The organism is Paenibacillus sp. LjRoot56, assembly GCF_964253335.1.
Lineage (GTDB): Bacteria > Bacillota > Bacilli > Paenibacillales > NBRC-103111 > Paenibacillus_E > Paenibacillus_E allorhizoplanae.
In genome coordinates, this window is the sequence record NZ_CAXURV020000001.1 from 2,714,513 (window position 1) to 2,737,031 (window position 22,519).

23 protein-coding genes, 1 pseudogene and 1 riboswitch are annotated in these 22,519 nt (G+C 45.3%); of the genes and pseudogenes, 11 read left to right on the plus strand and 13 right to left on the minus strand.

Annotated elements, in window-relative coordinates; translation table 11 throughout:
* Positions 1 to 31: 31 nt before the first annotated feature.
* Both ACSQ8O_RS12155 and ACSQ8O_RS12160 read right to left on the minus strand, forming a co-directional pair.
* Positions 32 to 526 carry a glutathione peroxidase gene (locus ACSQ8O_RS12155; RefSeq protein ID WP_056616417.1) on the minus strand — a complete coding sequence of 165 codons (495 nt, stop codon included), beginning with the start codon at positions 524 to 526 and terminating at the stop codon, positions 32 to 34.
* 70 nt (positions 527 to 596) lie between these two features.
* Entirely contained in the window at positions 597 to 1,487 is an 891-nt protein-coding gene (locus ACSQ8O_RS12160) for a TIGR01777 family oxidoreductase (protein ID WP_436241774.1), read from the minus strand.
* Between the two features lie 189 nt (positions 1,488 to 1,676).
* Between ACSQ8O_RS12160 and ACSQ8O_RS12165 the strand changes: the two genes are divergently transcribed.
* From ACSQ8O_RS12165 to gloA2, 4 genes are all read left to right on the plus strand, one after another.
* Complete coding sequence (locus ACSQ8O_RS12165) at positions 1,677 to 2,900, plus strand: MDR family MFS transporter (protein WP_436241775.1); 1,224 nt, start codon at positions 1,677 to 1,679, stop codon at positions 2,898 to 2,900.
* Between the two features lie 115 nt (positions 2,901 to 3,015).
* Positions 3,016 to 3,109: riboswitch (cyclic di-GMP riboswitch) on the plus strand.
* Between the two features lie 119 nt (positions 3,110 to 3,228).
* Positions 3,229 to 3,534: a hypothetical protein gene (locus tag ACSQ8O_RS12170; RefSeq protein ID WP_056616410.1), complete on the plus strand. Its 306-nt coding sequence runs from the start codon at positions 3,229 to 3,231 to the stop codon at positions 3,532 to 3,534.
* A gap of 146 nt (positions 3,535 to 3,680) precedes the next feature.
* Positions 3,681 to 4,595, plus strand: coding sequence for an exopolyphosphatase (locus tag ACSQ8O_RS12175; RefSeq protein ID WP_436241776.1), 915 nt, complete (start codon positions 3,681 to 3,683; stop codon positions 4,593 to 4,595).
* A gap of 70 nt (positions 4,596 to 4,665) precedes the next feature.
* On the plus strand, positions 4,666 to 5,061 hold the full coding sequence (gene gloA2 / locus ACSQ8O_RS12180) for an SMU1112c/YaeR family gloxylase I-like metalloprotein (protein WP_436241777.1): 396 nt from the start codon (positions 4,666 to 4,668) through the stop codon (positions 5,059 to 5,061).
* A 364-nt stretch (positions 5,062 to 5,425) separates the two neighbouring features.
* Here gloA2 and ACSQ8O_RS12185 read toward each other — a convergent pair whose 3' ends face one another.
* Positions 5,426 to 6,565 (minus strand): THUMP domain-containing class I SAM-dependent RNA methyltransferase, encoded by a 1,140-nt coding sequence (locus ACSQ8O_RS12185; protein WP_436241778.1) that lies wholly within the window; start codon positions 6,563 to 6,565, stop codon positions 5,426 to 5,428.
* A 136-nt stretch (positions 6,566 to 6,701) separates the two neighbouring features.
* On the opposite strand from ACSQ8O_RS12185, the gene ACSQ8O_RS12190 reads away from it, so the two are divergent.
* Complete coding sequence (locus ACSQ8O_RS12190; RefSeq protein WP_436241779.1) at positions 6,702 to 7,337, plus strand: O-methyltransferase; 636 nt, start codon at positions 6,702 to 6,704, stop codon at positions 7,335 to 7,337.
* A gap of 55 nt (positions 7,338 to 7,392) precedes the next feature.
* Here ACSQ8O_RS12190 and ACSQ8O_RS12195 read toward each other — a convergent pair whose 3' ends face one another.
* Together ACSQ8O_RS12195 and ACSQ8O_RS12200 are read right to left on the minus strand one after the other, a co-directional pair.
* Positions 7,393 to 7,614, minus strand: a complete 222-nt coding sequence (locus tag ACSQ8O_RS12195; RefSeq protein WP_436241780.1) for a hypothetical protein — start codon at positions 7,612 to 7,614, stop codon at positions 7,393 to 7,395.
* Positions 7,615 to 7,917: 303 nt separating this feature from the next.
* Positions 7,918 to 8,838: a metallophosphoesterase family protein gene (locus ACSQ8O_RS12200; protein WP_436241781.1), complete on the minus strand. Its 921-nt coding sequence runs from the start codon at positions 8,836 to 8,838 to the stop codon at positions 7,918 to 7,920.
* A gap of 130 nt (positions 8,839 to 8,968) precedes the next feature.
* Between ACSQ8O_RS12200 and ACSQ8O_RS12205 the strand changes: the two genes are divergently transcribed.
* Together ACSQ8O_RS12205 and ACSQ8O_RS12210 are read left to right on the plus strand one after the other, a co-directional pair.
* Positions 8,969 to 10,246, plus strand: a complete 1,278-nt coding sequence (locus ACSQ8O_RS12205; RefSeq protein ID WP_436241782.1) for a CapA family protein — start codon at positions 8,969 to 8,971, stop codon at positions 10,244 to 10,246.
* Positions 10,247 to 10,264: 18 nt separating this feature from the next.
* Entirely contained in the window at positions 10,265 to 10,891 is a 627-nt protein-coding gene (locus tag ACSQ8O_RS12210) for a fumarylacetoacetate hydrolase family protein (RefSeq protein WP_436241783.1), read from the plus strand.
* A gap of 62 nt (positions 10,892 to 10,953) precedes the next feature.
* Here ACSQ8O_RS12210 and ACSQ8O_RS12215 read toward each other — a convergent pair whose 3' ends face one another.
* Complete coding sequence (locus tag ACSQ8O_RS12215) at positions 10,954 to 12,147, minus strand: HD domain-containing phosphohydrolase (protein ID WP_436241784.1); 1,194 nt, start codon at positions 12,145 to 12,147, stop codon at positions 10,954 to 10,956.
* 203 nt (positions 12,148 to 12,350) lie between these two features.
* Between ACSQ8O_RS12215 and ACSQ8O_RS12220 the strand changes: the two genes are divergently transcribed.
* Positions 12,351 to 13,163 (plus strand): DUF92 domain-containing protein, encoded by an 813-nt coding sequence (locus tag ACSQ8O_RS12220; RefSeq protein ID WP_436242001.1) that lies wholly within the window; start codon positions 12,351 to 12,353, stop codon positions 13,161 to 13,163.
* A gap of 73 nt (positions 13,164 to 13,236) precedes the next feature.
* On the opposite strand, the pseudogene ACSQ8O_RS12225 reads toward ACSQ8O_RS12220, so the two are convergent.
* The 5 genes and pseudogenes from ACSQ8O_RS12225 to ACSQ8O_RS12245 form a co-directional block, all read right to left on the minus strand.
* Positions 13,237 to 13,482 (minus strand): annotated as a pseudogene (locus ACSQ8O_RS12225) (LapA family protein); the annotation flags it as partial.
* A gap of 238 nt (positions 13,483 to 13,720) precedes the next feature.
* Entirely contained in the window at positions 13,721 to 15,511 is a 1,791-nt protein-coding gene (gene pepF, locus ACSQ8O_RS12230) for an oligoendopeptidase F (RefSeq protein ID WP_436241785.1), read from the minus strand.
* Between the two features lie 248 nt (positions 15,512 to 15,759).
* Entirely contained in the window at positions 15,760 to 15,942 is a 183-nt protein-coding gene (locus ACSQ8O_RS12235) for a hypothetical protein (protein ID WP_028556538.1), read from the minus strand.
* Between the two features lie 82 nt (positions 15,943 to 16,024).
* A complete protein-coding gene (locus ACSQ8O_RS12240; RefSeq protein WP_436241786.1) occupies positions 16,025 to 16,861 on the minus strand; it encodes a TerC family protein in 837 nt (278 codons plus the stop codon).
* A gap of 264 nt (positions 16,862 to 17,125) precedes the next feature.
* Positions 17,126 to 17,371, minus strand: a complete 246-nt coding sequence (locus tag ACSQ8O_RS12245) for a hypothetical protein (protein ID WP_056616367.1) — start codon at positions 17,369 to 17,371, stop codon at positions 17,126 to 17,128.
* A gap of 189 nt (positions 17,372 to 17,560) precedes the next feature.
* On the opposite strand from ACSQ8O_RS12245, the gene ACSQ8O_RS12250 reads away from it, so the two are divergent.
* Positions 17,561 to 18,265: a methyltransferase domain-containing protein gene (locus ACSQ8O_RS12250; RefSeq protein ID WP_436241787.1), complete on the plus strand. Its 705-nt coding sequence runs from the start codon at positions 17,561 to 17,563 to the stop codon at positions 18,263 to 18,265.
* 139 nt (positions 18,266 to 18,404) lie between these two features.
* On the plus strand, positions 18,405 to 18,602 hold the full coding sequence (locus tag ACSQ8O_RS12255) for a cold shock domain-containing protein (RefSeq protein ID WP_028556542.1): 198 nt from the start codon (positions 18,405 to 18,407) through the stop codon (positions 18,600 to 18,602).
* A gap of 129 nt (positions 18,603 to 18,731) precedes the next feature.
* On the opposite strand, the gene ACSQ8O_RS12260 is transcribed toward ACSQ8O_RS12255, so the two are convergent.
* Positions 18,732 to 19,352: a TetR/AcrR family transcriptional regulator gene (locus ACSQ8O_RS12260; protein WP_436241788.1), complete on the minus strand. Its 621-nt coding sequence runs from the start codon at positions 19,350 to 19,352 to the stop codon at positions 18,732 to 18,734.
* A gap of 123 nt (positions 19,353 to 19,475) precedes the next feature.
* Here ACSQ8O_RS12260 and ACSQ8O_RS12265 point away from each other — a divergent pair, with 123 nt between their 5' ends.
* Positions 19,476 to 21,701, plus strand: coding sequence for an MMPL family transporter (locus tag ACSQ8O_RS12265; RefSeq protein ID WP_436241789.1), 2,226 nt, complete (start codon positions 19,476 to 19,478; stop codon positions 21,699 to 21,701).
* A 44-nt stretch (positions 21,702 to 21,745) separates the two neighbouring features.
* Here the strand turns inward: ACSQ8O_RS12265 and ACSQ8O_RS12270 are convergent, their stop codons facing one another.
* Positions 21,746 to 22,393 carry a nitroreductase family protein gene (locus ACSQ8O_RS12270; RefSeq protein ID WP_436242002.1) on the minus strand — a complete coding sequence of 216 codons (648 nt, stop codon included), beginning with the start codon at positions 22,391 to 22,393 and terminating at the stop codon, positions 21,746 to 21,748.
* Between the last annotated feature and the right edge of the window lie 126 nt (positions 22,394 to 22,519).

A 22,519-nucleotide genomic window follows, 5' to 3' on the forward strand; every position in this document is an offset into this window, starting at 1 on the left:
GGATGCTTTTTTTTGCTTATATAAGCTGGCATTAGGCGTGAACTGCTGATTTCTCTAACAGCTTACGAATTTCACTATCGATCTTATGCGGCTTTGTAGTCGGAGAGAAGCGTTTAATCACATTACCATTTCCATCGACAAGGAATTTGGTGAAATTCCACTTGATGCCAGATCCGAATAGGCCAGATGCCTTGCTTTTCAAATAACGATACAAAGGATGAGCATCAGCGCCATTCACATCGATCTTGGCAAATAGCGGGAAATTAACACCGAAATTAAGCTGGCACGCCTGTTCAACTTGTTTATTATCGCCAGGCTCCTGATCCCGGAATTGATTGCAGGGGAATCCTAGGACACTAAAGCCTTGATTTTTATAGGTGTCGTGTAACTCTTGAAGTCCTTGGAATTGTGGAGCTAATCCACATTTCGTCGCGGTATTTACAATAAGCAGGACTTGGTTCTTGTAATCGCTAAGAGATTTGTCCTCACCGCGAATCGTCTTCACTTGAAATTGATGTACACTCATAGTGACACTACCTTCCGCAACTAATATTTCTCACAATTTAATTGTACACAATTTTAATTCGGAAGGGAAGTTATTTTTTTGCCAAATCTTCTAATGCACCTGCCAGCCAAGGAAAGCGCCACCTAAAACCATGCTCTTGCAATACACGAGGAATGACCTTCTGACCTTCTAGAAGCAGTACAGAAAGCTCGCCAAAAATCAACTTCATCATAAATGCCGGAACAGGGAAAAGATTGGGTCTTCGCATGGCAGTCGCAATCGCGCGTCCCAATTGCTTATTCGTAACCGGATTTGGAGCCGTGGCGTTAACCGGACCAACAATCGAGTCATTTTGAACGCAAAAATCAATTAGTCTCACCATATCATCGATGTGAATCCACGAATGCCACTGCCTGCCGCTGCCAACTGTTCCGCCTACTCCAAGCTTATAAGGAAGTGCCATCTTGGGGAACGCACCTTCTTTATTATCCAACACAAGTCCAACCCGCACCTTCACGATACGTGTTCCTTGGATAAGATCAGCCGCAGCTTCCCATTGCTTGACAACGCTGGCTAGGAAGTCCGTTTGTCGATAAGGACTCGTCTCGTCAAAAGTATCCGTTTCCGAAATGCCGTAATAGGACATGCCTGATGCATTCACAACGACCTTAGGCTTTGGGTCCATTGTCGCGACTAGCTTGGCTACATGCTCAGCCGCTTGCAATCGGGATTGTACAATTCGCGTCTTAGCAGCTTGCGTCCAACGTTGACTGATGGATTCACCCGCCAAATTGACAATGGCATCAAGACCTGCAAGGAGTTCCGTATTTCGCTCCAACTCGCCCCATGTTATCGTTCTAACACCTGGTACCTGCTTCGAAGATGAGCGTGATATATTAATAAGTTCGTGACCTTGTCCCAACCAGTAAGCGATTAATCGTTTTCCAATAAACCCGCTGCCACCTGTGATCGCTATTTTCATATGCAAGCACCTCCATATCGTTATTATAATTTTTCTACCCAATAAATACCATCTGTGAGATGGCGATAGAGAAAGGTAAACTTCCCTGTCTAAAATGACGACACAATTCGCTATTTTCGTGTATAATTGGAATTCGGTAATTAATTAACCATAGGGTAATTCGTGTGTCAGCGAGAGGAGTCATCGTCTATGAATCGTATGCGTCAATTTCTTCAAGCCTATCATCCAATCGTACATACGCTTATCTTAGGTACGGTCATGGCCCGGGCTGCTTCTTCCATGAGTTTACCGTTCCTAGCTATCTACTTGGCGAAGCATTCTGATATGAGTCCAGGGCTCATTGGTATTGTAATAGGAATGGGTGCATTAGCTGGAACGTTCGGCGGTTTTATCGGTGGTACTTTGTCAGACCGATTTGGTCGACGCGTGATCATGCTAGCGGCACTCTTTGGGTGGGGATTCGTATTCCTCGGCTTCGGTGTTGTTAAATTACCGGTCTTATTTATGCTGCTCAATATGCTGAATGGACTTTGCCGTTCCTTTTACGAACCCGTATCGCAAGCCTTAATGGCAGATCTAACAGAGCCCTCCAAAAGGCGACAAGTATTTTCTCTTCGGTACATGGCGATCAACGTGGGGGTAGCTGTCGGTCCTTTACTAGGTGCTTTCTTTGCCACCATGAACGGAGCCTTACCCTTTCTGCTCACAGGCATCATTTATTTAATCTATGGCATAACACTTTACGCCCTTCTCATTAAGTTCGGGATTAAGAAAATTGAAGGTGAGAAGAAATCAATCGTTACTTTCCGCTCTGCGGTAGGTGTTATTCGTAAGGACATCACTTTCCGTTTATACATTATCGGGGGGATTATCGGAGCCATTGGTTATTCACAGGTTATGGTGACATTGTCGCAGTACTTACAAAGGGATTTTGCTAATGGGGTCAAAATGTTTGCCATTCTCATGAGCGCCAATGCCATTGTCGTCATTGCGATGCAGGTGCCTTTGGGGAGATGGGCTGAAAAGTATTCACCTCTAACGGCTATCGTTGTTGGCAACTTTATGTTTGCATTAGGCGATATCGGATTTGCATATTCACACACTTTGACATGGCTGATTGTTTCGATGGGGATTTTCACGTTTGGTGAAATTCTGAATTATCCTGCCGCGAACATGTTGATAGATAAGCTAGCTCCTGAACATATGCGTGGAACCTACTATGGTGCTCAAACATTAACGAACATCGGTCACTTTATGGGGCCATGGATTGGTGGCTTTTTATTAGTTTCCTATGGCGGCAGCACGCTCTTTCTCGTGATAGCGATTTTGTCGATGATGGGCTCGATTTTCTATTGGAGAGGCACAAAACGTCGAAACGCTGCGAAAATATCGTCGAAAATGCAAATATTTTGATGGATTTCGTAAAAATAGTTCCTACGAACTATTCGATTTCAAATCGTCATCCCTTATCCTTGAGAGTATAGTAAGAATTATTTGTAGGATTCATCTAAAAAGATTGTGTACATCATCTCGACAAAGGCAAAGCTGGCGAAAGCCAGTGACGCAAAGCTACAGGGGCCTTACTTCTCCTGCAAAGGACAAGCAGCCAGCCAGCCGCCGAACGATTGGGAATTCACTTCAGAACCCCTCTAGTCGGTTCACTACGGTGGGGTTTTTTCTCTGTCATAGCGAAGCAAATGAAATCAAATGGAATGACACGTACAAAGGAGGCCCTAGCGGCATGAAATCGGAAGTAAAATTGCAGGATGAACAGGAAGCAACATCGTTATGCGGTAACCATGTTGCACGATTGGTGCCATCCACGGATGGACCTAAGCTTATGATTAACCGAGAAGAATATGCATTAAATGAAGCGTGTTGGGATGTTGAAATGTTTCACGGGAGAAACAATAGCATTCTGATTTTTTACTGGAAGGGCGAAGTAAAGCTTTCTGTGAAAATGCCTCCGATGGCTCAAATCGAAGGATTTGTCACAAGACTTTTGCAATGTCTATCATCCAAATTGAGAGTGGTTCAACCTATCTAGGTGAATCGCTCTTTTTTTTGTCACTGGAAGATCAAGCATCGGGTAATCTTGGTGATTTTCTCATTGTCACCTATCGACACTAGCTGATATAATATGACCATCACATTTCGTAGTTCTAAAGAACTATATTAAAGGAGATGCATGGCATGAGATTGATCACACGTTCCGATTTCGATGGTTTAGTATGCGCGATGCTCTTCAAACAATTAAATATGGTGGATGAAATGAAATTTGTCCATCCCAAAGATATGCAGGACGGCTTAATTGAGGTTACTGAGAATGATATTTTGGCTAATGTACCCTATGTCGCAGGCTGTGGTTTATGGTTCGATCATCACTCCAGCGAACTCACACGGATGGGGGAATCCGTAACGTTCAAAGGTGAAACGAGGCTTGCTCCAAGTGCTGCACGGGTTGTCTATGATTACTACGGTGGAAAAGAGACCTTCGGCGATATCGACGATATTATGCTTGGTGTAGATAAAGCGGACTCCGCACAATTTAGCAAAGAGGATATTTTGAATCCGAGCGGTTGGGATTTGCTTTCGTTTATCATGGACGCTCGAACGGGGTTAGGTCGTTATCGGGATTATCGCATCAGCAACTACCAGTTGATGGAGGATCTAGTTGAGCATTGTGCAACGAAATCCGTTGGCGAGATCATGGAGTTGCCCGATGTGAAAGAGCGTGTAGCTCGTTATTTTGAACTAGATGCGCTATACCGGGACATGTTGCAAACTTACACACGGGTTGAGAGAAATGTCGTCATTACGGATCTTCGCGATGTGGAGACGATCTATCCAGGGAATCGTTTCATGGTCTATGCCCTCTATCCGGAGCAAAACACCTCGATTTGGATTGTTGATGGACGAAATAAGCAGAACTGCGTATTCGCTTGTGGGCACAGCATTGTCAATCGCACTGCACAAACAAACATTGGAGATTTGATGCTTCAACAAGGCGGCGGTGGGCATCACGCTGCAGGGACTTGCCAAGTGGATTATGCGCAAGCCGATGAGGTTCTGCACAAAATCGTTGAAACGATGCAAGCAGCAGGTTAAAATAAAAGGACAAGCCGCAGCGGGGGAGCAGCCCAGCGTGCGGTTTTTCTTTGTTAGGAGGCCATATTCAATGGAATTAAAACAGATGCATCACGTTGCGATTATTTGTTCGAATTATGAGCAATCGAAGCATTTCTATGTTGATTTACTCGGACTCACTGTCATTCACGAAACCTATCGCGCTGAAAGAGACTCGTACAAATTGGATTTGCGCATCGGGGATACCGCACAAGAAATTGAATTGTTTTCTTTTCTGAATCCACCACTGCGTGTAAATCAACCAGAAGCTAGGGGACTACGTCATCTGGCCTTCGTTGTTGCAGATATGGAGCAAAGTGTACAAGAGTTAGAAGGCAAAGGAATTCAAGTTGAGCCAGTGCGAATTGATCCGATTACGGGGAATCTGTACACGTTTTTCGCGGATCCGGATGGACTGCCGTTGGAATTGGTGGAGATTGTTGGATAGGTGAAATTCTGAGCGGGCCAAAGTAGATCGGACAGCTGACTAAAAAATCGTAGATCGATTAGTCAGATTAATGGTTAGCGGACACCAGCGCCGTTATTGTTATGTAATTTGTTTCTTTTTGCGCGTAACGGACACCAGAGCTTTTATTTACTCATTTTCGGAATAAATTTCATTCTAAGATGACGAATAGAAGTGCTGGTGTCCGTTAGCATTCTGAATCGGCGATGTTTCGCCAAATAAGGGCTTCTGTGTCCGTTACATTGGCTAGGGAATGGGATGCCTCTTTATGAGTAAACCAAAAACAGCGACAGCAAAGACGTAAAGTCTCGCTGCCGCTGTTTTATTTATCTGTATGCTACGTCTCTTATCTGCGTGGAGGCAGAGGCCCTAGATACTGGAACAAATTACATTCGATCCGTCCGTTAAAAAGCTTACGCTTCTTATCAGCGCGGCGGTTCATATAATGCTCGAGCTGCGTGCTCGGGCTTAGGATGAACAGGCTCCACGACGGCATCGGCCGTGTTAATGCGCCGAGCTCGCGCAGCGCCAGCTCGACATCTGGTGCTTCACCAAGACGCTCGCCGTACGGCGGGTTGGTGATCAAGCAGCCATAGTCGCCACGCGGACGCGCCTTGGCGATGGGCTCAACCTTCAGCTGGAACTGCTTCGTCAGTCCAGCTGCTTTGGCGGCCGCCTCTGCCACTTCGATGGCAGCAGGATCAATATCACTGCCGACGATGTGCAGCGGCACGTTGTCTTTCACCGAGTCGAACGCTTCGTCGCGGGCTTTGTCCCACAGCTTGCGTGGAATGTTCCCCCAAGCTTCACTAGGGAAGCTGCGCCGCAGGCCTGGCGCGATGTTCCAGCCGATCATCGCCGCTTCGATCGGGATGGTTCCCGACCCGCAGAACGGGTCGTAGAGCGGCCGGTCGACGTTCCAGCGGCTTAACAGGATCAAAGCTGCCGCCATCGTTTCCTTCAGTGGCGCTTCGGTCACGAGCTTGCGGTAGCCGCGCTTATGAAGGCTGGGACCGGTCGTGTCGATCGTTAGCGTCGCGATATCGTTCAGAAGCGCAACTTCAATCACGTAGCGAGCTCCGTTCTCGGGGAACCATTCGGTGCCATAGCGCTGCTTAAGCTTCTCAACGACAGCTTTCTTGGCGATCCCTTGGCAAGCGGGAACGCTGGATAATTGTGACTTATGGGAACGTCCCTCGACAGGGAATTCGGCATCGTTCGGGATCCAGTCTGGCCAAGCGAGAGCTTTGGTGCCTTCGAAAAGCTCATCGAAGGTTGTTGCTTTGAATTGCCCCATTAGCACGAGGACACGATCGGCTGTTCGCAGCCAAAGATTCGTCCGACAGATGGCCAATTCATCACCAAAGAAACGGACGCGTCCATTCTCGACGGTCATTTCCTCATAACCGAGGTCACGGATTTCGCGGGCAACGATAGCCTCAAGTCCCATCGGACAAGTGGCGATTAGTTCAATTTTTTGTGGCATAGGTATAGTCCTTCCATCCGGGTTGTACAACGCTCAGAAAACTCATACAATTAACAAGTATAGGACAAATAGGTTACACTTACAAACGGGTATTGCAAAGTACCTATATACGATGCGAATTTAGGAGGACAAATACATGGAAACGATCTCTGCAGAAAGTTATATGGAAGGTTTATATGAAGAAGATGCCGTACTAACACGGGTGAAAGAGGTCATTGTTGCTCACAACATGCCTGAGATTTCTATCGCTCCAGGATATGGCAGATTGTTAACGATGCTGGTTACGATGATTAGTGCGAAGCGAGTGTTGGAAATTGGTGCGTTAGGCGGATACAGTGGCATTTGCTTAGCTAGAGGGTTGAAAGAGGGCGGCAAGCTCATTTCACTAGAGCTGAAACAAGATTTCGCGGATGTGGCGAAGCGCAACGTGACCGAAGCAGGTCTAGGCGAATTCGTCGAGTATCGGATTGGCGAAGCACTCGATCACTTGAATGAGCTGCTGGAGCGGGGCGAGCGCTTCGATTTCTTCTTTATTGATGCAGATAAAGTGAATTATCCGAACTACTTGGAGCTTGCGATCAAGCTTGCGAATCCAGGTGCAATCATTGCTGGAGATAACACGTTGATGCGCGGTAAAGTTGTTGATGAGAAGCAAACGAAGGCATCGGTTCAAGCGATGCGAACGTTTAATCAGCGGATTGCGACAGATGAGCGGCTGGAAAGTACGATATTACCGGCGTATGATGGTTTGGCTTTAGCTCGGGTGAAATAAATGAATTGAGAAAAAGAGCGATCAGCTGCTAGCAGCTGATCGCTCTTTCGTCTTGTTAGGAGGCTTTATCTTTCGTATGTAAATCAGAATCGATCATTTTCGGATCATTTATTTGTGGTTGAATTTGTGTTAATGGTGCCTGCGGTTGCTTGGCAGGTGCGAGGTGAGTCGTTGTACGTTGTTTCTTGAAGCTCATCGTGCTAAGGCTGTTCCAATACATAAACAAACATTCTGCACAAACGATAATCAGTATGATTTTACGCCAATTTAGCTTCATTCAGATAAGCCTCACTTTCCATCGTACACCTATATTAGCATATAGTGGAATTAATTTCCATGATTTTTCATCCAAGGGTAAAATCTTTCCCAATTCACAAGGCTTGTCGATTAAATGGAAAACTTCCAGCTAGTTTTCGGTATTTATGCTGAAAGTTTATCCGAAGAAATGATGGATTGAGTCAAAATTAGCTACTTAAAATCCAGTTATTTGAGCAAATAGGTGTTTGGAGCTGATAATAACGGGATATTTTCCATTTATCTTATTGGGTTGTGGAGAGTAAGTATAGGTGGGAGCATCAACTTAATCATCCAAATGCACCAATCCCGTCGTAATCTCCAATTCGTACCTTCGACTATCCGGCATTTTAACCTCATATGCCATCTGTACAGCTCGCTTAATATCATAAGGCACCCGCACAAATTGCAGCGAAACCCCTGCTTGAACCGCAGGATCTGTCTCCCCCTCGATCACGCAGTAGCACGCCTGAGGTATGCCGTCGTAGGGAACGCCCACACTGCCTACATTGAACAGCAGCAGCCCCTGGCGCTCCCCAAGACTCGCCCGCTGTGTCCCCGTACTCGTATTCTGTTCTGCCAGACTCACTGTCCCCAGGTCAGTACTCTGCTCCTCATCGCCCGCTTTTCGCGCCCTTAAGCCAGCACTCCGCTCGCCCAGGTTCTCAACCGGCGCCCCCGTACTCGCACCTCTCTCCGAAGGGTTGCTCAACGTCAACATATACGGGATATGGATATCCCCGTAACCAACGATATCCGGCTCCTGACCATCGTGAGGGATTCCGGTCATCTCCGTATTTTTAAACATCGCTAGCCGCTCATTCTTGGAAGCTTCCCGTTTCAATCGATGAAAGACGCTCTGAGCCGACGCATGGAACAAACGGATATGCTTCCCGCTGAGCATCACGTCGATCGAGAAGGGAATCTGCTTTAAATAGGCTAATCGTTCATCACCAAGCGATTGTTGCTGCCACAAGCCAGCAGGAAGCTCCTGCGGCATCGTAATGCCGAGATCCCAGTTGCCTTGCACAACGGCTTCACAAGTCAATCTAATAAGGTCAACAACCTCTGCAGAGCTTGGCCCCTTGCCAACAAGATCGCCTAAACAGAAGATACGTGTAAGGCCTCTACGCTCAATATCGTGAAGCACTGCTTCCAAAGCAGGTAGGTTTCCATGAATATCTGAAATAATGGCGATTTTCTCCAAGCGACCCGTGTCCTTTCTGTTCCTATGTATAGCTTCTGTTATACCACAAGGTTGGCATTCTGAAAATGTGAGTCTCTTCCTATTACCCAACGATGTCGACATCTGTTATAATTTGTAGGGGGAAAGGGGAATGTTTGAATTGGAATCTAGACAAGAACGTCACGGTAAATCGAAAAAAGAATCAAATCCGAGCAAAAAGCCTTCACTTAAAGTTTTAGGTGGCTTCACAGTTGCAGCGATTGCTTGTTTTGCCATTGGAATCGGGGCTTCTTATTTGTCCTCCAATTATAATAATGGGGAAGAAGAGGGGACGGCTTCAACACCTTTGGCTGTAATTTCACCCAAACCATCGGCCTCCACTACGAATGGAAATTCGACTGTGCAGGTAAGTCCCAAGGCTTCTACCGTCGTTACCCCGACACCAACACCATCAGCGAATGCAGCAGCGGTACAGCAAGTAGGAACTGGCGCACAAGTGAAATTAACTTTTGTGGGTGATGTGATTATGGCCTCCAAAGTGGAAGATATTCTTAAGCAAAAAGGCTATGATTACCCGTACACGAATGTAAAAGATTTCTTGACCAAAGCTGATTTTACAATTGCAAACTTGGAATCACCAATAACGACTAGAGGCAGCGTTCAGAGCAAAGAGTACGTGTATCGTTCTGCTCCTGAGGCATTGCCCCCACTTAAACAAGCAGGTGTTGACATTGTCAACCTAGCCAATAACCACATCATGGATTATGGATCTGAAGGCTTGCTAGATACGATGAAAGCGCTGGATCAAGAGGGCATTAAGCGAGTGGGAGCCGGCAATGATAATTCAGAAGCCTACCAGCCAACTATCGTGGAAAAAGATGGCATGAAGATTGCTGTCTTTGGTTTCAGCCGTGTTGTTCCAGAAGCTTCTTGGAAAGCTGCACCTGGTCATCCTGGCGTTGCCGAAACGTATAACTATAAGCCGCCTGTTGAAGCCATTGAGAAAGCCAAAGCAACAGCTGATCTTGTTGTAGTTGTGGCACATTGGGGCGTAGAGCGCGATGACAATCCGGATAAAAATCAGAAGGAGCTCGCACATCGTTACATTGATGCAGGGGCAGATCTTGTTATAGGCGGACATCCGCATGTCCTGCAAGGCTTTGAACAATATAAAGGCAAATGGATTGCCTATAGTTTAGGGAATTTCATCTTTACGACGAATGACACGCCTAAAACTTGGGAAACCGTCATCTTGGAAGCGGCTTGTACGAAGGACAAGTCCTGCAATATTCATCTGGTGCCGATTTTGACGAAATTAGCCTTGCCTACTCCAATGAATGAGGAAGATGGGGCGAAGCTATTTCAACGATTAAGCAAGATTTCAATAGGTGCTACGGTGGATGCACAAGGGAATGTGAATAAGAAATAGAAGAGGAGTTCATCTAACATGACAGCAATGATCCGAAATATATATTGCGTTGGACGGAACTATCGCGCACATGCGGCAGAACTTGGGAACGAAGTCCCTGATCAACCGATGATTTTCACGAAACCTACTCATGCATTAGTACATATGGATGGAGGCTCACTGTCTCTCCCCAAGGATCAAGGTGAGATTCACTATGAAACGGAACTCGTCTTACATATTTCAAAGCCGTACTCGGAAGGTATAAAAGTCGATGAGATCGTCGATCAATATGCACTGGGAATTGATTTTACACTTCGTGATGTACAGAACGTGATCAAGAAAAAGGGACAACCATGGCTGCCTGCCAAAGGGTTCCTGAAGTCAGCTCCAATCACAAGGTTCCGTCCGTTTCCTGGGGCGTCCGAATTGACGAAATCGAACTTCCAGCTTCGTCAGAATGGGCAAGTTGTTCAGGACGGGAACATTTCTCATATGATTTTCGATCTTCAAACCATCATCGATTACATTGCGAAGCATTATGGATTAGGTCCTGGTGACATCATTTTCACGGGGACGCCGGAAGGTGTAGGCCCTGTCCAAGACGGCGACCGCTTAGAGTTGCACTGGGGAGAAGAGCTATTTGGAGCTTTTTCCATTCATTTATAGCATAAAAGGGCAGTTCTTCAAGGTCACTGAGACCTCTGAGAACTGCCCTTTTCATTGGCATTCTATGTATTCGTTTCAATTTGATTAGCTAAAGCTGCATCCGAGTATTGCTCTCTTACACGGAGAATAGCAGGTAATTGCTTGAAGAAGGCATCAACCACATCAGGGTCAAAGTGCTCTCCGCGTTCCTCCTGAAACAATTGGAGAATACGATCGAGCTCCCAAGCTTTCTTGTAAACACGATCACTGCCAAGGGCATCGAAAACATCGGCAATAGCCGTTATGCGACCGTAAATATGGATCTCTTCACCTTTAATACCGCGAGGGTACCCTCGACCATTCCATTTCTCGTGATGCTCATAAGCAACGACCGCGGCGGTTTTGAGAATATAGCGGGTCGAATTTCGAAGCAGGTTATATCCGATCAGCGTATGATTTTGCATGAGTTTGAACTCGTCCTCGGTCAGCTTGCCCGGCTTATTGAGAACCGCATCAGGGATAGCTACCTTGCCGATATCATGCATGGGTGAAGCAATTTTCAATAACTCAGCTTCTTCTTGAGTCATACCCAACTCAAGCGCTAGCAAATAAGAATACTCGGCAACACGCTTCACGTGATTGCCCGTTTCCTTTGAACGACTTTCACCAATTTCCCCCATTCGGAAAATAATTTCTTTCTGTGTCTCCTCTATTTCCATCGTTAGGAGGGCAGATTCCAATGATTTTCCAGCATAAGAAGAGGCCAAAGTTAAATATTCCATATCTTTGTCGGAGAATTGCTCGCTCGCTGTAAGCTTATTAATGGCTTGATAAGCTCCCATAATCTCACCTTGACTATTCCGGAAGGGGATGACCATTAAGGCTTTTGTGCGATAACCCGTTTGTTGGTCTGTACGGATGGCGCCATTTTGCAAATAAGATTTGTATTCCTCATTGGTATAAGCATCATGTATGAAGACAGCTTGATCATTCGTCACGGCATAGCCGACAAGGCCAGCGGAGCTTGGGATCCGGATTTCATCAAGACCATGAGCCACTTTAGACCATAGCTCATTCTTGTGTGTATCGAGCAGCCAGACGGTACAACGATCGGAGACAATCATCTCACGCCCCATATCTGCCATCAGCATTAGTACGTTATCAAGAAGCCGTTCGTTCGCAATCTTGGAAGCATAGTCGAAAATGACACGCAGCATGTCTTCGGGTTCTAGGTCTCTTTTGAAAGTGGAATTGGTAGTGAAGTGATCTTGCTCCATGTCAGCCTCCTATCGCTTATCACTTTTATAGTATCATAAAATAGGCTATTTATGGTTAACATTTTGCAGAAATAACCGAAAATTGTCGAATTAATTTTACAAAACGCAACAAGGAAGAGACTTGGAAGAATATGATACAATATACATAATTAATGTGTGCTCAGAAATTGAAATGAACGGGGAGAAACGTATTTATGCTGTTTATGCCGGTAGTCTCTGGATTCATAGGAAGCGTAATAATTGCAGGTGCTGCCTATTGGAAGAAATCCTTATCTATAACTGGGCTGATAGCAGCGGTGCTGCTAGGAACTACGATGTATGCGTGTGGGAGTCTAGCGTGGTTCGGAACACTAATCGCCTTCTTCATCTCTTCTAGCTTGCTTTCGAAACTCAAACATCAGCGTAAGGCCGCAGCAGAAAGTGGCTATGCCAAAGGTGGACGACGAGATGCAGGTCAAGTTGCCGCCAATGGGGGACTTGGTTTGCTGCTTTGTATCGGAAATGCCATCTGGCCAGATCCTGTCTGGTGGTTTATGTATATAGGTGTTATGGCAACGGTGAATGCTGATACTTGGGCAACAGAAATTGGTGGGCTAAGTAAGTCGATCCCTCGGTCTATCGTGAATGGGAAGCGGGTTGTTGCAGGTACTTCAGGAGGAATTACAAGTTTAGGGATTGTAGCTTCCTTGCTTGGCGGAGCGTTTATCGGGCTTGTGGGGGGCATTTTCAACCAAATAGGGGAGACACAGGGGATAAGTAATTCAATCATGTTCTTAGTTGCGGTAGGTGCAATTGCCGGCTTAGGTGGATCTCTCATTGACTCTTGGCTCGGGGCGACGCTGCAGGTGATGTTTCATTGTGAGGTTTGCGGTAAAACAATTGAGAAGCAGGAACATTGTACTCAGAAAGCTAGGCAAATTCGAGGTATGAGATGGATGAGTAATGATGTGGTAAACGCAACTTCCTCATTAATAGGAGGGGTAATATGCTTCTACCTGAGCACCTTACCTCTCTGATGGTTGTTTTTGTCTATACACTTGGCTCATTCTGTTCTAGGTCGGAAACTGAGGAGGGTACGGTAGGTGGAAGTTGCGCTTCGTGAAGTTGTTTCTCTAACTGTTTAACTTTACGCTGCAGCTTATATTGACGAACCATGCCGAAGAGGCCAACAATTAGACCACCTAATAAGGTTGAGGTTAAAATGACGAGAATCAAAGGTGTGGACGTCGTGACGAACATGAAGTTTACTTGTACGGGCTCCACATTGACGACAGCAAAAACTGCGGTTATAAGTGCAAACACTAAAGCACTGATTAGAATCCATTGCATCTTCATATAGCCATCATCCTCTCTTGTTTGTGTGAAAACCTCTATCGAAGAAGCCATTCAATGATGAGCGACCGCGTTTAGTGGTAGGTTTTATCGCCAAATAGAAAGCTGTTTTCGGGAACCGAAAACTTATACTTTCTATTGTGGTGAAAAAGGTTGAAAGCCTCTGCTTTCAACCTTTTTCTTTGTTTGCTATCAGCCCACGAACTGCATGAAGAGGGCTTCCCATGTATCAATGAATCGTTTATTTCGTTAGCTCTTCCATCTGATCCAACAACGAGCTGAATACGCTCATTGCTTGCTTAATCGGCTCAGGTGTAGACATATCCACCCCAGCCTTCTTAAGAATGTTCAACGAGTAGTCGCTGCCGCCGCTTTTCAGGAAGCCGAGATAGCGGTCAACCGCTGGCTGGCCTTCGTCCAAAATCTGCTTCGCAAATGATGTAGCAGCAGAGAAGCCTGTCGCATATTTATAAACATAGAAGCTGTTATAGAAGTGAGGAATCCGAGCCCATTCCATCTCGATATCTTGATCTACAACCATATCATTGCCATGGTACAGCTTATTCAAGCCATAGTAGATTTCACTGAACTCTTGTGGTGTCAGGGATTCGCCTTCTTCTGCCTTCTCATGCGTGATCATTTCGAACTCAGCAAACATCGTTTGACGGAATACTGTCGTCCGGAATTGATCTGCATAGTACGTGAGCAAGTACATTTTTTCCTTCGGATCCGTTACACGTTTTAACAGGTAATCCATGAGAAGAGCCTCATTAAGTGTCGAAGCAACCTCTGCTAAGAAAATGGTGTATTGCGCATAACGATACTCTTGGTTCTCATCCGACAAATAGGAATGAATCGCGTGACCCATCTCATGTGTCAACGTAAACATGCTGTTTAAGTTGTCTTTATGGTTTAACAGGACGTAAGGATGCGTACCGTAAGCACCCCAGCTATAAGCACCATTACGTTTATTTTTGTTCTCGTATACATCGATCCAGTGGTTGTCGAAGCCGTCTTGAAGAATTTTCAAGTAATTTTCGCCTAGCGGTGCTAAGCTTTTCTTGATTTCTTCTTTAGCTTGCTGATAAGTAATATCCATCTTGAACTCTTCAACGAGCGGTGCAAACAGGTCATACATATGTAACTCATCGACCTTGAGCAGCTTTTTACGGAGTTTGAGATAGCGTTGCAGCTGTGGCAAGGATTCATGAATGGTGGAAATTAAGTTTGTATACACTTCTTTTTTGATATTGTCACCAAATAGCGTGGATTCAAGAACAGAAGGGTAGTGCCGCGCTTTGGCGTAGAAAATGTTTTTATTGATATTCGCGCTTAGTGTCGCACCAATCGTATTTCGATTATTGCGGTACGTTTCGTAAACCGCTTTGAATGCATTCTTCCGAACCTCAGGGTCACGGCTCTCTAGGAACTGAATGTAGCTTCCGTGGGTAAGCTCAACTTCCTCACCTTTTTCATTCTTCACCTTCGGGAATTTCAAGTCTGCATTGTTCAGCATTCCGAAAATCGTACTTGGCGCCCCTGCCATTGTGCCGGCTTGAGCAAGAAGTGCTTCTTGTTCTTTCGATAACGTATGTGGCTTCTGACGAATCATTTCTTCAAGCGTATCTTTATAAAAAGATAAGGAAGGATCGCTCACAAGCTGCTGAAGCTTTTCGTCCGAGAGGCTTAAAATTTCAGGAGAAATGAAGGAAGATGCTTCCCCAACTTCAACACTGAGTTTTTTTGCTTTTTCGGATAAAGCCTGATAAACAGGTTCAGCTGTATCTTCATGATGCTTCATGTTGGCGTAAACATATAATCTTTCCATTTTCACAGAAAGCTCATCTTCCAATTGGAAAATTTGCTTCACGGAAGCAGCATCGTTAAGTTTTCCTTGGAAGGCACTGACTTTGCTAAGCGAGCTTTTTACCTCTTGAAATTCTTGATCCCAAGCCTTCTGATTGGAAAATAAATCCTCCAATTGCCAACGGTGCTCGGCCGGTACTTGCTTGCGTTCCAATAATTGAGTCATCGGAGCCCTCCTGTCCTTGTTTTGAGATTTGGGTAAGCTGGTATCCTTTGCGTGTAAATCAGCTATGGGGATGGAGCTAAGAAGAATTCCCATTACAGCTGTTACATAAAGAAGGCGCATTGCGGTCACGCTCCCGGCATATTCCCATGAGGGATGTTCTAACTGAAATCCCAATCCATGGTTTTCACCTAGTATGACCGATTGCAAGTTTAATTATCATTATATGAAAAAGCTGGAAGGAAGTAAATTCAAGTTCCTGCTCGGAAGAAGCTAAGCAAGATCAGAACGAAGGATATGGAAACCATAACTATCGCAAGCAGAGCCAGATAGCGTTTCATTTGTGCCGGAAGGCTGTCTTTTTTCATAATTAAAATGATCGCAAGGCAAAAGGATACAATTACAAATGTGAGTATAGATCCAGAATCGGTCATCGAAAATCATCCTTTTTCCTATAGAGTATGATACTTGTTCCATATCATACTAATTTTCGCTACGCAGGGTCAAACTCCTTTTTCAACCGGCATGCTGCATGGAATCTTGGTTCGAATCATCGTCTTCCTCTTTCACCAAAATAAACTTGCCGCGAGAATCCATTTTAACTGTGAAACGATCCTCAGGGGAAATTTGTGCCTCTTCACTAAGCTCTTTGGGAAGTGTTAATTGCCCGCTATCCCCGACACTTACTTGATAGCCAATCATCTTTGCCCATTTACCGGCACCAAGCACAAGGACAATGAGTAATCCAATGAATAACCACTTACCTAACGGATTGGATTCGAAGAACGGGGCAAGGAACTTTTCTCCGGTAATCATCTTTCCAGCGGTAAGCGCCAGTACGCCTGCACCGATATAAATAATCGAAGGATACTTCTCGATCCATTTAATGAATAAGGTGCTACCCCAGACCACGATAGGAACACTGACAAGTAGACCAATAATGACGAGCAAGAAGTTACCATGTGCAGCACCAGCGACTGCGATGACATTATCTAATCCCATGACCGCATCCGCGATAATGATCGTTCGGATTGCTGCCCACATAGTGTCCTTCACTTTCATATCCTCGTGACTTTTCTTTTCGCTGAGAAGCTTATACGAAATCCATAGAAGTAAGATACCGCCGACTAACAGCAGCCCAGGTATTTTGAGCAACGTAACGACCACAAGCGTGGCCAAAGCTCGAATCACAATCGCGCCAACCGTGCCCCAGAGAATGACTTTCTTTTGTGTTTCCTTTTTCAAATTACGTGCCGCCATCCCAATTACAATCGCGTTATCACCAGCAAGCACCAGGTCAATCAGAATAATACTTAGCAAAGAGATGAAAAAGCCCGTTGATAACCAATCCATACGCGAACACACTCCTTCAAGGTTTTTTTGATGCAAAAAGAGCCCAGCACCGTTTGACCGGTGAAGGCTCTAATTCATCAAAAAAGACCTTCACCAATGAACATGGCAAAGGTCTTGCTAACAACGTTGTCGTTGCCAATAAAGCCGGGATCTGATGAGGATCCGAATTGACGACTTTACTGTATCAGCTACTCCCCTTTGGAGTGTTACTATGAGATTATACGTTTAGTATATGCGATGCGTTTCAAAATAGTCCGCTTTTTTTTACACGTTTTTAAAAGCATCCATAATAGCTTGCAATTCTTCTTCTGTACCATCGAAATTTTCTTTGGTAAAGCGCTCGTTAGCCCAGTGGAGCATGGCAGGTCGGCCAATAAAAGTATGACATTCTTCGCCCCATTGATCAGAGATTTCGGTTAGAACGATTTTGGTACCTTGAACCTCGACATTCAGCATGTTCCATTTATCTTTTTTATAAATCGTATGTCTTTTGAAGGGTTGATGCGACATGGCTTTTTTCCTCGTTTCTGTAATAAGCTTATAGATGTAAACAATCGTATCATAAATTGCCGCTATTTCCAAACAGGGGGATCGATTTTTTCGTTATTTTCTTGTTGCGCAGGGGAATCTCTCGTGATAGAATTCTCCTAATCCTTTCCAGAGGGAAGGGGTTAGGAGCCGAGTCGAGGAGAGATGAGCATGGAACAGAAGCGTGTTTATGAGCAAATTGGGGTCGCCATGACCTCAAGATCGTATGTCGAATACGAGAAAATGTTTATGTTGCAGAGGGTAGATTTGGTTGGAAAACGAGTGTTGGACGTCGCTGGTGGCGCATCTTCGTTTACATCTGAAGCAAGGCAGCTTGGGATCTACGCAGAGGCGGTTGATCCGTTGTATGCGAAGTCGCCAAGTGCTATCTCAGAGCATGGCATGCAAGAGATTGAGCTTGTCGCCATGAAGATGGCCAAGTTAGTTGACGTATACGACTGGACGTTTTACGGATCTGTTCAGCAACATCGGGCAGGACGTATTCAAGCCTTACAACGTTTTATAGAGGACTTCTCAAGCACGGAAGGATCAGCCAGATATCATATGGCTGCTTTACCTTCTTTACCATTCGAATCGGAGAGCTTTGATTTCGTGATGTGCAGTCATTTTCTTTTTCTGTATGAAGAGCAGTTCGATTATGCGTTTCATGTAGGGGCTGTTCGTGAGCTGCTTCGTGTTTGCAAGCCAGGCGGCGAGGTAAGAATATACCCGCTGATGAGTTTCCGCACAGAGGAATATTCGCGTCTACCTGATCTAATCAACGAGTTCGTGTTGGCTGGATGTACCGTTCAAAAACGAGAAGCTAGTCTACCTTTTCTACCGAATTCTCATCAATTTTTAAGCATAAAAAAGTAGCCCTATGCATAGTGGAAAACCTTGGTACATCAACAAATTTCAGCTTATCCACCTCGGAATTTCCGTTGATTTTTCACGACTCAAATGGTATAATTTCCTTATTCGCCATAGATGGCGATATTTTTAGGAGGTTGTTCATTTGAAGGGTACAGTGAAATGGTTTAACGCAGAAAAAGGGTACGGTTTTATTTCTGTTGATGGAGGCGACGATGTATTCGTTCACTTCTCCGCAATTCAGGGCGAAGGATTCAAAACATTAGAAGAAGGCCAATCCGTTGAGTTTGATATTACTCAAGGTAACCGTGGTCCTCAAGCAGCTAACGTCACCAAATTATAAGACTCTGGGATTCCCTACTTATAAATAGTGTCATAGCACAAGCAATAAAGACAGTTCTCGAGTTCGCTCGGGGCTGTCTTTTTTGTTTGCTCGAATATCACAACAAAGGATGCTTCCTAATCTGCTTTATCATTGTGGCGGGAATAAGCCATGCCATAGAATGTCGATAATTTGCGTAGCGGCTTCACCTTCATGAGGAAACATTTTATTCCCGTCGCCGTCCGTCGCATGGCCCATCATGAGAAGTGAAGTATATGCGCGTGCAATCACACGTGGATTGACTGGACCGATTTCCCCGGAGTCAATCGACTTCTGGAATTCGGATTCGAGCGCATCCAATATGCCTTGTTCGGATTTGCGCATGGCTTTCATTTGCTCCTCGGAAAGTGTGGCCTCCATCTTGCGCATGAACGAATGCAGGTCGAAATCGACGGCTTTCAGATGTCCCTCTGTAATGCCGAGCAGCCTTTCGCGAAGCGGAGCAGGCTCGCTTAAACGTTTAATGGTGACACGTCTTACGTTATCCATCAATTGAATCATGGAGGCAGTAAGAAGGTCGGACTTGGAAGGGAAATAGTAATACACCGATGCTTTCGTTACCTGGCATTCTTTAGCAATATCGTCCATAGAGACGGACTCGAAGCCCCGGGATAAGAACAACGGAATAGCCGTCATTAAAATTTTCTGATGGAGAGGCATGTCTCCCTGGGAGACGCGTGGTCTGCCGAGAGGCTTTGATTTTTTTTCCATAAGAGTCACTCCTGAGAGGATTTTAAATAAAAACTTGATTAATTAACTATATAGTATATATAATTAATTCTGTTACGAGATTAATTATAACACTATTTCATTTTTTAGGAGAGAGGCTACGTCATGCATGAAAATCCTTTTTTCAGTAAAATAGGCGGTATTGTCGCGGGTCGTCGCAGCAAATGGGTAACATTGGCCGTTTGGATTTTGCTTACAGGCATTTTATCTGTCTTTCTACCTAACGTCAATTCACAAGAAAATAATGCGGCTAGGCAACTGCCATCCGATTCCTGGTCGCTCGAAGCAGCAGCGTTGATGAAAGAACAATTCCCAAGTAATGAGGGTGTACCAGCGCTCGTTGTTTGGTATCGTGGATCTGGACTGACAGATCAAGATTTGGCAGCTGTTCAAAAGGTTACGAAGCAGCTCACGGATTCACCGTTAGCTGCTCAGAAGGGATTGCCCCCTTTGCATCAGATGCCTTCTCCTGCGCTAAAAGGCATGGTATCCAAGGATGGCAAGATACTCGTCCTGCCGATTTCGTTTAACGAAGGGACGGAAACGGAAATCCTCCAGGAAGGTATGAAGAAGCTGGAAGAGATGACCGTAAGTCAATTAGGCATTGACCCCTTTGAAGCTAAAATTGAGGAAGATGGTTTGCATGCGCGAATTACAGGCCCTGTAGGCATTCAGACGGATGCAACAGCGCTATTCAAAGGAGCAGATTTTACGCTGTTGTTAGCAACGGTGCTGCTTGTACTTGTTCTTCTCATTTTACTATATCGCTCCCCGATCCTGGCTATTATTCCACTGATTGGCGTAGGATTTGCTTATGGTGTTATTTCACCCATTCTTGGATCCATGGCCAAGCAAGGTTGGATCACGGTTGACGCGCAGTCAATCTCGATTATGACTGTCCTATTGTTCGGAGCAGGAACGGATTATTGCCTCTTCTTCGTGGCACGCTATCGACAAGCCTTATTGGCTGAGGAAAATAAATATACCGCACTTCGCGTTTCATTCGGTGGTTCAACAGGTGCGATTGGGATGAGTGGACTCACCGTAATTGTTTCATTACTGGGCTTACTATTTGCTCATTATGGCTCCAATCATCGGTTCGCGATTCCGTTTAGCGTAGCGATTTTCATTATGGCCGTTGCGAGTCTAACACTTGTTCCAGCGCTTCTTGCGATTATTGGACGTGTGTCTTTCTACCCATTCATTCCGTTGACAGCAGAAATGCGAGCAGAGAAAGAAGCGCGCAAAGGGAAACGCATTCGCGAGCAAAAGCCTGTTGGTGCCATGAATGCTGCCCTTGGGCGAGTGGTCACGGAAAGACCCAAAAGCGTGCTCGCAATTTCACTAATCATTCTTATTGCGTTAGCAGCTTTTGCCCCACAAATTAAGTTTACTTATAATATCTTGGAATCGTTCCCTTCCACAATGCCGTCACGAGAAGGCTTTAGCTTGTTATCAGAGCATGTTTCACCGGGATCACTGGCACCAGTTAAAGTGGTCGTTAATACGGAAGGGAAGACGGCAGATGTCCAAGGAGCGCTTGCTAAGTTAGCTTATGTGGAATCGGTGAGCAAACCAGAGGATAGTAAGAAGGACGCTAATTATGAGGCGTATGAGTTGATTTTTAAGCAAGATCCGTACGACTTAGATGTCATCAATCGAATTCCTGAGATTCGAAGCACATTGGAACAAAAGTTGATTGAGGCAGGTATACAGAACCCGCAGGTTTGGGTAGGTGGAGAGACTGCCACCCAATATGACACCAAAACCGTCGTAGAGCGGGATACGAAAATTGTAATCCCTGTGGTTATCACCGTAATAGCGATCCTATTACTCATATATTTACGTTCCATTGTTGCAACCGTCTATCTGATTGCAACGGTATTGCTTTCCTATTACTCGGCGTTAGGTGCCGGGTGGCTCATCTTGCATTATTTCATGGATACTGCCGCGATCCAAGGATTGATACCTCTGTATGCTTTCGTTTTCCTTGTAGCATTAGGCGAGGATTATAATATTTTCATGATTTCGAGCATTTGGCAGGAAAGAAATCGATTGAAGTTGAAGGATGCGATACGATTAGGCGTGAGCTCAACGAGCAGTGTTATCACTTCAGCAGGCTTGATTTTAGCAGGCACCTTTGCGGTTCTAGCTTCACTGCCGATTCAAGTGCTTGTGCAGTTCGGTGTCATTTGTGCCGTCGGTGTTATCTTGGATACTTTCATCGTTAGGCCGTTCCTTGTCCCTTCCATCACAATGCTGCTTGGAGACGCGGTGTTCTGGCCAAGTAAAGTGAAGCGGGCGCCACTCGCATCTGGTTCTAAGGATTAACTAATGAAAAGGAGCTATCCGCAATCGCGGACAGCTCCTTTTCATTAGTCGATGATTTCAAGAATATCGTCAATTTCTTTACGCGCCATTTTACCAGGTTTATCCTTCGGATAGCCAAGGGAAATGACCATGTTAATTTGATACTCTGCTGGGATCTCCAGGTAAGCTCGGATTTGATCCTGTGCTAACAGGACAGGGCCTGTCATAGGGCATGTCGCTAGCCCTCTAGCATGCGCAGCAAGCATAAGATTCTGCGAAGCTAGGCAAGAGCTCTTGATGCCTTCTTCGGCCCAAACATGATCATCGACCAATTGAATGGGGTCGAAGATGCGATCACGGAATTTGGATTCATAAGGTGTCGCCAAACAAATGATGAGAACAGGCGCGTCCGAGAAGGCTGTTGCGTAAGGACCGAAGGATCTCACCAGCATGCGTGCTTCTCTGGATAGCCCTTTCTCCTCAGCAGCCGCGGCACGGAGATGCAGCTGGTCCCAAGTCAATTGCTCGATATGTTTGATTTTTTCTGTATTTCGAATGGCGATAAATTTCCATGTTTGTGAGTTCGTATCGCTGGGAGCATAACGAGCACAATCGATGATTTCTCGAATATCTTCAACTGCGACTGCTTGCTCGGTGAAGTTGCGAATGCTGCGTCGTTCAAGAACGATGGTTTTGAAATCTTCATACATCATAATAAATGTGTACCTACCTTTGCTGCTCATAATATTCATCTTGGTTTATTACTTGGTACTAAGACTATATCCTTATTATAGGGGAGAACTACAAGGAGTACAACTGCTGTTACTCCCAATATGCTC

What these genes read in the sequence shown, in the direction of transcription:
- ACSQ8O_RS12215 (WP_436241784.1), bottom strand. Translation starts at nt 12,147, where the DNA reads ATGGAGCAAGATCACTTCACTACCAATTCCACTTTCAAAAGAGACCTA.
- ACSQ8O_RS12210 (WP_436241783.1), top strand. Translation starts at nt 10,265, where the DNA reads ATGACAGCAATGATCCGAAATATATATTGCGTTGGACGGAACTATCGC.
- ACSQ8O_RS12165 (WP_436241775.1), top strand. Translation starts at nt 1,677, where the DNA reads ATGAATCGTATGCGTCAATTTCTTCAAGCCTATCATCCAATCGTACAT.
- ACSQ8O_RS12265 (WP_436241789.1), top strand. Translation starts at nt 19,476, where the DNA reads ATGCATGAAAATCCTTTTTTCAGTAAAATAGGCGGTATTGTCGCGGGT.
- ACSQ8O_RS12260 (WP_436241788.1), bottom strand. Translation starts at nt 19,352, where the DNA reads ATGGAAAAAAAATCAAAGCCTCTCGGCAGACCACGCGTCTCCCAGGGA.
- pepF (WP_436241785.1), bottom strand. Translation starts at nt 15,511, where the DNA reads ATGACTCAATTATTGGAACGCAAGCAAGTACCGGCCGAGCACCGTTGG.
- gloA2 (WP_436241777.1), top strand. Translation starts at nt 4,666, where the DNA reads ATGGAATTAAAACAGATGCATCACGTTGCGATTATTTGTTCGAATTAT.
- ACSQ8O_RS12250 (WP_436241787.1), top strand. Translation starts at nt 17,561, where the DNA reads ATGGAACAGAAGCGTGTTTATGAGCAAATTGGGGTCGCCATGACCTCA.
- ACSQ8O_RS12235 (WP_028556538.1), bottom strand. Translation starts at nt 15,942, where the DNA reads ATGACCGATTCTGGATCTATACTCACATTTGTAATTGTATCCTTTTGC.
- ACSQ8O_RS12205 (WP_436241782.1), top strand. Translation starts at nt 8,969, where the DNA reads ATGTTTGAATTGGAATCTAGACAAGAACGTCACGGTAAATCGAAAAAA.
- ACSQ8O_RS12220 (WP_436242001.1), top strand. Translation starts at nt 12,351, where the DNA reads ATGCCGGTAGTCTCTGGATTCATAGGAAGCGTAATAATTGCAGGTGCT.
- ACSQ8O_RS12170 (WP_056616410.1), top strand. Translation starts at nt 3,229, where the DNA reads ATGAAATCGGAAGTAAAATTGCAGGATGAACAGGAAGCAACATCGTTA.
- ACSQ8O_RS12175 (WP_436241776.1), top strand. Translation starts at nt 3,681, where the DNA reads ATGAGATTGATCACACGTTCCGATTTCGATGGTTTAGTATGCGCGATG.
- ACSQ8O_RS12245 (WP_056616367.1), bottom strand. Translation starts at nt 17,371, where the DNA reads ATGTCGCATCAACCCTTCAAAAGACATACGATTTATAAAAAAGATAAA.
- ACSQ8O_RS12190 (WP_436241779.1), top strand. Translation starts at nt 6,702, where the DNA reads ATGGAAACGATCTCTGCAGAAAGTTATATGGAAGGTTTATATGAAGAA.
- ACSQ8O_RS12160 (WP_436241774.1), bottom strand. Translation starts at nt 1,487, where the DNA reads ATGAAAATAGCGATCACAGGTGGCAGCGGGTTTATTGGAAAACGATTA.
- ACSQ8O_RS12195 (WP_436241780.1), bottom strand. Translation starts at nt 7,614, where the DNA reads ATGAAGCTAAATTGGCGTAAAATCATACTGATTATCGTTTGTGCAGAA.
- ACSQ8O_RS12185 (WP_436241778.1), bottom strand. Translation starts at nt 6,565, where the DNA reads ATGCCACAAAAAATTGAACTAATCGCCACTTGTCCGATGGGACTTGAG.
- ACSQ8O_RS12270 (WP_436242002.1), bottom strand. Translation starts at nt 22,393, where the DNA reads ATGATGTATGAAGATTTCAAAACCATCGTTCTTGAACGACGCAGCATT.
- ACSQ8O_RS12240 (WP_436241786.1), bottom strand. Translation starts at nt 16,861, where the DNA reads ATGGATTGGTTATCAACGGGCTTTTTCATCTCTTTGCTAAGTATTATT.
- ACSQ8O_RS12155 (WP_056616417.1), bottom strand. Translation starts at nt 526, where the DNA reads ATGAGTGTACATCAATTTCAAGTGAAGACGATTCGCGGTGAGGACAAA.